Here is a 9,301-nt window from a genome sequence, read left to right on the forward strand (position 1 = left end):
GTTCAACTACCTGTTTGACTGCCTCTAACTTGAACTCTTCAGTAAACCGTCTTCTTGTACTCATGACACACCTCCTAATAGACTAAATATTAGGCTAGAAAGTGTCTATAGAAGTGGTAGCGATTCAGCTCTCATAACCAGAGAACCTAAACATAACCTAAAACTCATAAAAAGTAGGCTTTAGAGGTAAATGCTGAGGTTTTGTCTTTTGAGCGTTACTTTAAGTAACGCTTGTGGGATTTATAAAGTGTGTAGGCGACACTACACAGTTTTAGTTGATTTTTGATGTGAAGATTGGTCGGCTATCCTCAGCCATGGTCGATCTAATTCTGAGCTGCTAGGGATGATTAAAAGACTATTTTTTCCAAACACTCGCTAGCCAGGGCCTTTGTTCAATTGGTATTCCCTCAGGTCGATAGTAGTGTTCAATCTCAGTGAACTGTGAATTCATCATAAAAGACCTCCAACCTTCTAGGTCGTGATAAGAGCCAAAGCGATCTCCGTACCAACTTTCTTCATTATTACCTCTGGGGTTTGAGCTAAAAAGAATGCCATTCGGTTTTAAGGATATCCATAAATTACCTAATGCTTTAGGCAATAGCTTCTTAGGGATATGAAATAGAGAGGCATTGGCAAAAATGCCATCAAAAGCGCTCTCAGGCAAATTTAAGTTAAAAAAGTCCTGGACTAGGATTTCGCAACCACTTTTCATTTTAGCTATTTGAGCAGCCTGTTTACTACCTTCAAGACCAGTGGCAATGTGACCAAGATTGGTAAAGGTTTGTAGGTCTCTTCCTGGGCCACATCCAAAATCAAGAATATGAAACGGTGGCTTAGTCTTAATTGCCCTTAATAGGGCATCGATATTTTGACTGACATCATGATCTTTTGTACCCTCGTAATAAGGGACAGCATTTTGATCATAATGTGCAATAGTCTTTTGTGAGATTAAAGCAGAGTCATTAGTAAGGTTTTCTAATGTAGACATGATCAGTTTAAATTGAAGGCTATTCTCGTGACGCCTCAACTACTATATTGAGGCTTATCTCATCGCCAACAAATGGTACATATTTTCCTAAATCAAATTCAGAGCGACTTAGCTTTGCGTTTGCGTTTGCACCACACATATATTTCAAAGTAATAAAGTTTCGACTACAGGCAAAGTTGCTTACTTCAATATTAATAGGCTTAGTGATGCCCTTAATAGTTAACTCACCTGAGATTGACGTAATGGCCTGATTATTGAATGTAAGCTTATCGGAGGTAAATTTAGCTATTGGGAATTTTTCAGAGCTAAAGTAATCTTCACTCCTAAGCAGCTTATTAAAGGTATCTGAGCCTGTGCTAACTGAGCCAGTCTCAATGTCAATATCTATAGTGCCCCCATCCATTTGATCATTGAGTGTAATAGTTCCATTCACCCTATCAAAACGACTAGATTGAATCGAGTAAGCTAAATGCTTGTAGCTAAAGCTAACAAAAGTGTGCTCGGGATCAGTAATGTAGGTCTCTGCTGCTTGGGCTGAGGAAGTTACAAGGGCTAGGAGAAGGGCATTGATATAAAAAAATTTCATTCAATATTTTAGGTCTTGATATGAGTATTTGCTGAACAAATGATCTCACCCTCAATTGCAGGCCTAAATACCTTGTTTGAGGCCTTTAGTTATCAAAGGTATCAATTTAACTCTTACAAGGTTAGCAAGAGCGAGCATAAAATCAATTTATATGAGTTAATTCATTTAAAGTCTATAACAAGCTTAATGTCATTATTACTAAAGTAAAAGTCGCTAGCAATGCCTCTGCGTAATTCACCAAGTCAAATACGAGACTTAGACGATCTAAGTCAATTGAGCGATATTGTTTCTGATAAGCGCAGGGGTCAACGTTCATTAGCCAAAAAGTCAAGACGTAATCGACATTACGAAAAACAATTTATTCGTAATACGGTTATGCGTATACCTATCAATCCATCCGAAGAGCAGATGGATTCTTAAGCGATATCTTTGTATTTAATTAACTCAATAGGAAGAATCATGTTTAGTCACATTATGCTGGGCGCAAATGATTTAGAAGTTTCAAGAGGCTTCTATGATGCTGCTCTAGGAGCTTTGGGTATCAAAGCTGGGAGCTTTAGTCATGACAAATATTTTTATCGCGGTCCTGGCGGAGTTTTTGCTATCACCAAGCCTATCGATGGTAATGAAGCGACTCATGCTAATGGCGGCACAATTGGCTTTAGCGCCAAATCTATTGCTGATGTAGATGCATTTCACGCAATTGGTGTTGCTCATGGTGGAACTTCTTGTGAGGGTGATCCAGGCTATCGAGAGGGTGTCGCTGGCACTATTTATATTGCTTGGCTCAGAGATCCTGCTGGCAACAAAATCTGCGCAATGCATAGGCCACCGAAATAAAAGCTTGCTTCGCTTGGCTAAAACTCCAGAGTCAGTTGTGGGCTTGCTTCTGTAGTTTTCACTTTAGAGCTCTTACGGCTAGTCATTTTTGCTCGAGACGCATGTTTTTCAATTACTGATTTTTTTCCAGCTCGAACGTCTGATAAGTTACGTCTAGCATGCAACCGATCCTTAGATGCTTTTGTGGCGATAGAAAGATCTACTATTGGTTGGGGGATATCTCTACTAATCTCAATGCTAATACTGTTTTGTACTTCTTGAGGCATATTCCAAGGCTCAAAAAGCCAAGTATCTGGTACTTGACGCATGTGAGGAAGCCATTTTCTAACAAAAAAGCCTTTTTGATCATGATCTTGCGCTTGCTTGATCGGGTTATAAACACGTGTCACGTTGATCCCGGTCGTGCCGGATTGCATTTGTAGTTGACTCCAGTGGATTCCGGGCTCGTAGTCTAAAAATTGGGTGGCTAACCAATCTCCTACTGGTTTCCAGTGCAACCAAAGTGGATAAGCTGCAACTGAAACCAGCATTGCGCGCATTCTAAAATTAAGCCATCCCGTTTCACGTAGCATGACGACGCAGGCGTCCACCATAGGCCAACCCGTCTTACCATCCTTTAAGGCATTGAAGTAATCGTCATTGAATTCATTCTCGCGTAATGCATCATATCCACGGTGCATATTTCGCCACTCGATTTCAGGTTCACTCTCCAGCTTTTGAATGAAATGACAATGCCAATATAAGCGACTCATGAAGGCAGACAGACCTGATATTTTTCGGATGGCTTGAGGCGGAGTTTGAAGTAATTCTTCATTTGTTGCTTGCACCACCTCTCTGATACTAAGACACCCATAAGTCAGATACACGGATAATCGGGAGCATGCATCTGGCGCTGATAGGGGTGATGAGATCCCGCCTCGGTACCACATGCTCCTCTGCTTCAAAAAACTATTGAGCGTTTTGAGTGCAAGAGATCTTCCGCCGCGTTGTCTTAGGGGTGGATTATGTTGCAGGTGCACAGGGGCCTTCATCATGGACGGCGTTAAATAAGGAGCGCTAGAGTTCGGTGTTAGCGCGCTAGAGAGTGGTGCCCTCCAAAATTGAATCGTCGGAAGTTCACTTAAAGGTTCTTCCATATGCTTTTGCCAATCAGCATGCCATTCATTACGATTTTTTAACCCTCTTGTGACACCAAACTGGGGATACTCACCCCACTGAATGCCATGAGACTGACACCATTTACTAACCTCTTGATCTCTGGAGTACGTAAATCCATTGCCAGTTTCTTGATGAGAATGCAAACCTTGAAAAGGACTAGCCGCCCAGATGTTATTCAGCACTTTAGTAACTTCACCTTCATGAACCTCCAAAGTACCACCAAGTAAATACAGTTGGGCATCTAGATCATGAAGACATTCTCGAATGAACTCAAAATGTTGGAGAGCCACATCTGGCTGCATCCATAATGTTGGCTCAAGCACATAAATGCAGCGAATGGGGCCTAGCTTTGAAGCCTCGAAAAGAGCGGCATGGTCCTCACAGCGCAAATCACGCTTAAACCAAACCAGTTGATAACTCATAATTCAGCAGTATTAGAAATTAATCTTTTTAAAAGACAGTCACTAATCATAAAAGCCTTTAGCTAATTTTGCATAACTAGTAAGATTAATTTATGACGCCACTTTGCCCACCTAAGGGCTCTACTAAGACCGTAGTCTTTTACTCTTACGGGCCCGTTCAAAAAAATCATCTGGCTTTAAACGAACCCACTTTATAAAATCTGCCATGTCGGTTTGTAGCTTGAATTGTTCGACGGTGTTGTATTGACGTGCTAGCTCGGTCTCGGTGAGGACAGCATGGATCTGTCGATGGCAAATACGATGTAATACCGCCGTTTGACGACCCCTATGGGACTTAGGAACCAGATGGTGCTCATCTCGTTGAGATTTTGGAACGGCTGTATCACAAAGTGGGCAAATCAAGAATTCTGATTGTTGATCTGGTGTATTACTCAACTCAGACAGAATCAATTTTTTCTTGATGCGTCCGGTCATAAGATGAGTGGCCTAAAAAACCAGGTTTGCTTATTAGGTTGCTAAATCAACAATCACAAATCCTGCTGCGACAGTATGTGCCAAGGTAATAACAACAGATAAACCATGCAACACTAAAAAACGCTGTTTTAGTTTTGCATCTGTAGCTGCATTAATTGCAGGCATTAAGATTTGACGAGTGGGAAGGGTGGATAGAGCAATGACTGCTAAGATGCTGGCACTAAATAGGCTGCTCGCTAGGGCTAGTAATGCTGCAACGAGTGATGTGATCATCACAAAAATATAAAAAGAAGGGAAGGCCTTCCGTATCAATACCCTTGCTTCTGCTGGTGGCAAGGATTTTAGTAAAAACGCAGCAAAGCTCGCGGAAAAAAATAACATACCTCCAAAAAGTAAGGAGGAAGTTAATAAAGCAGATATGAGAAGAATGGTTTCAAGCAAAGGATAGCCTCAAGATTAAGTAGACGGCAAGCAGCGATGTTGTGATAAAAAATGTAATTAAAAAAATAGTAATACATTGCGATGAATCAAGTTGGATCCCGAACTGCGTGATGATTTCAGCAGATAAGTGGAGTGCCGAGCTGATCTTTAAGTTTCCTGCTCTTTTTTCTGCTGATTTTTTTCTCGCTCTTTCCGTAGATCACGTAATTGCCACCATGCAAATAGTAAAACTCCTCCAAAGAAGAGCGCTACTTCAAGCAAAATCATAGGACCAAAGCTATCCATTGATTTCCTAAATTTTATGTAGTCATTTTAGGATCTGTAATACATGCTTTCATGGCTTTTATTTCTATATTTTTTAGCCACTCAGGCTTTGCTTTTGGATTCATCACCAATTCATTGACTTGACGATTAGAAGCATTTTTAGAAATGAACTCGGCTTGACAACCGCAATAAGCGGTAAAGTCCTCTTCAGCAAGTGCTTTACCTTTAACGCCTTGATGCTCGGCTACTTGTTCGCGAGCACAATTTTTTTGATAGTCCTTAGAGATTGCCTGAGCAAATGATTGATTAGACATAATCAATAAAAATACCAACGATAGACCGCTTCGAAATATTGACATACTATTTTTCCTTTTCATTCAAGCTAGTTTGTAGCTATTCTTCCATAAATATCAAGGTCTTATTCATCTACCTCCAAATAGTCATCTTCAATTACAGATGCCCCTTCTAATTGCTCGATGTATTCCCGAACAGCGTAATAAGGAGGTATTTGACCCTGATCATTATTTTGATGATCCCAGACCTTGTAGCGAAAGACTGTTAAGCGCATTTATGTTCAGCTAAAAAGGCGTTATGAACCCAATAGTTGGTTCAAATGTCGTTTGAAGTAAGCTTTACGAGTATCTTTTAATATCAGGATCAAATTGATCAGAAACTTTTTGAGTTGTGTCATTTCAAGCTCCTTTAGTGAAAAGTATTAGGGTTAACACTTATTTAGTATGCGCTTGATTTGCCTATGGTGCAGAACAGCAAAAACCCCTTTGATAGTAGTTTTATACGTAAAAACCCTAACAGGTGCAGAATTAATTTGTCTCCCGGCCCTTAAATAAGGTCCTTAAGTCGCCTTAGGGCGACTTCTTTTTAAGATGTCGTTATCTCATCGCCTACACAACAGGGAATAGTTATGTTGAAGTCCATCAATAAGTCGATTGAACAATCTATCAACACCTTGATTGATATCATCACCTATTCTCGATTTGGTGTGCCTGTAAGAGCAATTGATATAGCCAAGCGTCAGCATCTTTCCTTGAGTAGAACAGAGATCTTGCTCTCTACGCTCAGATCTGCTTTTTTAATCCGAGCTGCAAAGGGGCGCAAAGGCGGATATTACGTATCAAAAGATCCGGACAGCATGACAATTAAGGATATATTTTTGGCAGTCAACCACAATAGAGCTAGAAAAATCTCGATTGAAGGCGTTACTAAAGAGATCATTGATTCTTTTGAGAGCTACCTATGTGATTGTTTAAAAAAAATTTCCACTGCCTCATCAGGAAAAAATGCAAGGACACAACCTAATCTCATGCAATCTTTACCGGCATGGGATGCGCAAAAGTATCAAATTAAATCAGACCCAGTTAAGGGTAAGTGGGATACCCAGAGCGTATTGAGAACCAAAGCTGAGATAAAAAAAATAGAGAAGTTAGGACCTAACTCCATATTTGATTTTAGTAACTACCTTCGATAATAAAAATGAAGCTGATACAAAAGATGAGACATTTTTATGATGAAGTTATGAGTTATATCAGGGCATGTTTAAGATGAGCGCTGTGATTGAGTCTGACATAGCTCCATACTCTAAATACCTAGAGCAAGAACTCCGATCTGATCATGCGGGTGAAACAGGTGCTGTCTATATTTACAAAGGCATCATTGCTGTTGCGACATTGCTTAAAGATCAAGAGCTTATCCTTTTTGCAAAAGAACATGGAGCTGCTGAAGCGGAGCATTTGCAGTTAATAGAGGCTGTCTTTGAGGAAAAGTATCGAAGCCGTTTGTTAGGACTATGGCGGATAGCGGGATGGCTAACAGGAGCCATACCAGCACTATTTGGCCGAAAATCGGTCTATGCAACTATTGATGCAGTTGAGACGTTTGTAGAGCAGCACTACCAAGAGCAGATTAATCACCTCAAAACACATGGCGGCCATGAGCAATTACTTGACCTATTAATCCGTTGTCAAGCTGATGAGATTGACCATAAAAATGAAGCGAGATCAAAGGCCTCCACCTCAATATCCTTAGCTCTAAGAGCATGGTGCGCTATGGTAGGTAGCGGCTCAGCGGCGGCAGTTGTGCTGGCAAGACGTATCTAAAAAATTGATGAATGAAATGAATTACTAAAGGTAAAAATACAATGATTCAGATTCAGGTTTGGGCAGATTTCGAATGTCCATACAGTTATTTTCAAACTATCGTTCTTGAGAAGATGCAAGAAAACTATCAAGATAGAGTAGAGATCGTATGGAGAGCGTTTGAATTAAGTCCAGTAGAAGGCAATATCTCACCGTCGCAATCCTACTTAAGTAACTTTGAGGGGGCTAAGCTAGAGCCAATTGTTGCAGATGAGAAGCTAAAGCTTTTAAGGCCTAAATTTCTGACCTACACATGGCTTGCACAAGAAAGTGTCTATTTTGCTAACTCTCAGGGGCTATCGCTAAAACTAGCTAGGGCGCTATTTGATGCATTCTTTTTGAATGGTCTTGATATCAGCAATGAAGAAGTGGTGATGCAGATTGCCTCCCAGAGTGGAATGAATGGCCAGCTATTAAGACAAGCTCTCGATAATGGTGAGTTGACAAAACATGTGATGGCTGACGAGCAAGAATTTAAGATTTATGGCTTTCAAGGCTTACCGGCAATGTTGATCGGTGAAAAAGACTTTTCACCCAAAAGCTTCATGCCTATTAATGGATTTAAAACATTTGATGAATTATCTGCAATTATTCGAAGTCTGAATGTCTAAATGGCTCGCTGGTTAGGCTATTTCTTTTAATTTATACACTCAACATATCTTATTAACTTAGTTGTGATAGTCTGAATCCAGCAGTAAACCTACAGGAGATACACATGATAAAAAGTAATACTTTAATTAAAAATGTAATCGGGATTTGTATTGGTTTTGCTTCATTAGCTGTTTCAGCACAGTCAATGAAAGTAACACTCTCTGGATCTCAAGAGGTTCCGCCAGTCATGACTTCAGCTTCTGGGGTGGGATCAATTATGGTTGGTCCAGATGGTTCAGTATCAGGAACAATTACCACTAATGGTGTTGAAGGAACTATGGCTCATATTCATGAAGGGGCAATGGGTCAAAATGGTCCCGTCATAGTGCCATTTACCAAAACTGCTGATAATGTTTGGTCAGCTCCCGCTGGCGCCAAATTAACAGATGCTCAGCTCCAAAGTTTGAAGAGCGGCAATCTTTATCTCAATGTTCACAGCGCTACCAATAAGCCTGGCGAAATTAGAGCTCAGCTTAAGCCATGAGGATGGAACGATAGACTCTGTTTTAACTCATTAAGGATCATCAAGACCACCCTCGGGTGGTTTTTTATTGAGCGTTACTTAAAGTAACGCTTAGGACAGATAGATTAATTGCCTTCAATTGTGGATAAAAAATCAATCAGTTTCCTAATGTCTTCTGCGTTTTTTCCATGTGTAGAGTTCACCGTTTGAGAATTTACCGCCAGAGATGCCATCCACTCCGAACTTACCTGCAATTTCTAGATCATTAAATTTAATCGTCACAAACTCACCAAGCTGCTTAGCCCATTCCATAGCTTCATCTAGCGTCTGAAATTCATATATCTTCGAATGATGTTCTACCGTTATCACTGTTAGTTTGTTGATGTTAATGTTATTTAAACTACTCAATAATCTCCAGCTTATCCTGCTTTAGGAAATGTAAGCAATAGCCGCCCCTTTTGCTCTAAAAGCCCTCTAGATTGGCTATTTCACTAGACAAAACGACCCACACCCATAATCAGGAGACGTAATCCCTTGAATTTCTGTGGTTTGCTTTTGAGACTAAAAGGTGAGGTTTTTATTTTTAAAATCGATATTCTTGTGCGGCTCTGCAAAAAAAACCTAGGAATGCTAACCTTGCATTTCAATTATTAGTCAATTTCTTCTCTCTTTTTTAGGCAAATTCGGAGCCAAAACTAATGAATCAGGATCATTCTTTAAATGATGATGTGCAAGACAAGGATCGCCGTAATTGGCTGATCGCCACATCGGCGGTTGGTGGCGTAGGTGCAGCCGCAGCCCTTTACCCTTTTGTGGACAGTTTTGAGCCTTCCGAGCGCGCTAAAGCCGCCGGAGCCGCTG

General features: G+C 40.5%; 17 protein-coding genes. 7 read left to right on the forward strand and 10 right to left on the reverse strand.

The genetic code is table 11. The features are described from left to right. From ICN47_RS13105 to ICN47_RS12475, 3 genes are all read right to left on the reverse strand, one after another. Nucleotides 1–64, reverse strand: a 64-nt coding sequence (locus tag ICN47_RS13105; RefSeq protein WP_223146557.1) for a transposase, incomplete at its 3' end; no start/stop codon positions are given. Between the two features lie 291 nt (nucleotides 65–355). Beyond that, nucleotides 356–988, reverse strand: a complete 633-nt coding sequence (locus ICN47_RS12470) for a bifunctional 2-polyprenyl-6-hydroxyphenol methylase/3-demethylubiquinol 3-O-methyltransferase UbiG (RefSeq protein WP_216220235.1) — start codon at nucleotides 986–988, stop codon at nucleotides 356–358. Nucleotides 989–1,007: 19 nt separating this feature from the next. Further along, a complete protein-coding gene (locus ICN47_RS12475; protein WP_216220236.1) occupies nucleotides 1,008–1,574 on the reverse strand; it encodes a YceI family protein in 567 nt (188 codons plus the stop codon). A 219-nt stretch (nucleotides 1,575–1,793) separates the two neighbouring features. Here ICN47_RS12475 and ICN47_RS12480 point away from each other — a divergent pair, with 219 nt between their 5' ends. After that, complete coding sequence (locus ICN47_RS12480) at nucleotides 1,794–1,994, forward strand: hypothetical protein (RefSeq protein ID WP_216220237.1); 201 nt, start codon at nucleotides 1,794–1,796, stop codon at nucleotides 1,992–1,994. Between the two features lie 39 nt (nucleotides 1,995–2,033). Further along, nucleotides 2,034–2,414: a VOC family protein gene (locus tag ICN47_RS12485; protein ID WP_215301163.1), complete on the forward strand. Its 381-nt coding sequence runs from the start codon at nucleotides 2,034–2,036 to the stop codon at nucleotides 2,412–2,414. 17 nt (nucleotides 2,415–2,431) lie between these two features. On the opposite strand, the gene ICN47_RS12490 is transcribed toward ICN47_RS12485, so the two are convergent. From ICN47_RS12490 to ICN47_RS12515, 6 genes are all read right to left on the reverse strand, one after another. Then, the gene (locus tag ICN47_RS12490; protein WP_216220238.1) at nucleotides 2,432–3,994 is read right to left on the reverse strand and encodes a cryptochrome/deoxyribodipyrimidine photo-lyase family protein; all 1,563 of its coding nucleotides are present in this window, start codon (nucleotides 3,992–3,994) and stop codon (nucleotides 2,432–2,434) included. Nucleotides 3,995–4,117: 123 nt separating this feature from the next. After that, complete coding sequence (locus ICN47_RS12495) at nucleotides 4,118–4,468, reverse strand: HNH endonuclease (RefSeq protein WP_255539021.1); 351 nt, start codon at nucleotides 4,466–4,468, stop codon at nucleotides 4,118–4,120. Between the two features lie 33 nt (nucleotides 4,469–4,501). Further along, nucleotides 4,502–4,909 carry a DUF4149 domain-containing protein gene (locus ICN47_RS12500; protein ID WP_255539022.1) on the reverse strand — a complete coding sequence of 136 codons (408 nt, stop codon included), beginning with the start codon at nucleotides 4,907–4,909 and terminating at the stop codon, nucleotides 4,502–4,504. Between the two features lie 147 nt (nucleotides 4,910–5,056). Then, on the reverse strand, nucleotides 5,057–5,194 hold the full coding sequence (locus ICN47_RS12505; RefSeq protein WP_216220240.1) for a hypothetical protein: 138 nt from the start codon (nucleotides 5,192–5,194) through the stop codon (nucleotides 5,057–5,059). Between the two features lie 14 nt (nucleotides 5,195–5,208). Then, a complete protein-coding gene (locus tag ICN47_RS12510) occupies nucleotides 5,209–5,532 on the reverse strand; it encodes a hypothetical protein (RefSeq protein WP_216220241.1) in 324 nt (107 codons plus the stop codon). Nucleotides 5,533–5,591: 59 nt separating this feature from the next. Further along, a complete protein-coding gene (locus ICN47_RS12515) occupies nucleotides 5,592–5,741 on the reverse strand; it encodes a hypothetical protein (protein ID WP_216220242.1) in 150 nt (49 codons plus the stop codon). A gap of 354 nt (nucleotides 5,742–6,095) precedes the next feature. Between ICN47_RS12515 and ICN47_RS12520 the strand changes: the two genes are divergently transcribed. From ICN47_RS12520 to ICN47_RS12535, 4 genes are all read left to right on the forward strand, one after another. Beyond that, complete coding sequence (locus ICN47_RS12520; protein ID WP_216220243.1) at nucleotides 6,096–6,659, forward strand: Rrf2 family transcriptional regulator; 564 nt, start codon at nucleotides 6,096–6,098, stop codon at nucleotides 6,657–6,659. 73 nt (nucleotides 6,660–6,732) lie between these two features. After that, nucleotides 6,733–7,287: a demethoxyubiquinone hydroxylase family protein gene (locus ICN47_RS12525; RefSeq protein ID WP_216220244.1), complete on the forward strand. Its 555-nt coding sequence runs from the start codon at nucleotides 6,733–6,735 to the stop codon at nucleotides 7,285–7,287. 41 nt (nucleotides 7,288–7,328) lie between these two features. Further along, entirely contained in the window at nucleotides 7,329–7,937 is a 609-nt protein-coding gene (locus ICN47_RS12530; protein WP_216220245.1) for a DsbA family protein, read from the forward strand. Between the two features lie 104 nt (nucleotides 7,938–8,041). Beyond that, nucleotides 8,042–8,461, forward strand: a complete 420-nt coding sequence (locus ICN47_RS12535; protein ID WP_215339687.1) for a CHRD domain-containing protein — start codon at nucleotides 8,042–8,044, stop codon at nucleotides 8,459–8,461. Between the two features lie 144 nt (nucleotides 8,462–8,605). Here the strand turns inward: ICN47_RS12535 and ICN47_RS12540 are convergent, their stop codons facing one another. Then, entirely contained in the window at nucleotides 8,606–8,848 is a 243-nt protein-coding gene (locus tag ICN47_RS12540) for a hypothetical protein (protein WP_216220246.1), read from the reverse strand. Nucleotides 8,849–9,138: 290 nt separating this feature from the next. Between ICN47_RS12540 and ICN47_RS12545 the strand changes: the two genes are divergently transcribed. After that, a partial coding sequence (locus ICN47_RS12545) for a ubiquinol-cytochrome c reductase iron-sulfur subunit N-terminal domain-containing protein (protein WP_304608919.1) occupies nucleotides 9,139–9,301 on the forward strand: 163 nt, incomplete at its 3' end.

The sequence above is a fragment of the Polynucleobacter sp. AP-Latsch-80-C2 genome (assembly GCF_018882185.1).
Taxonomy (GTDB): domain Bacteria; phylum Pseudomonadota; class Gammaproteobacteria; order Burkholderiales; family Burkholderiaceae; genus Polynucleobacter.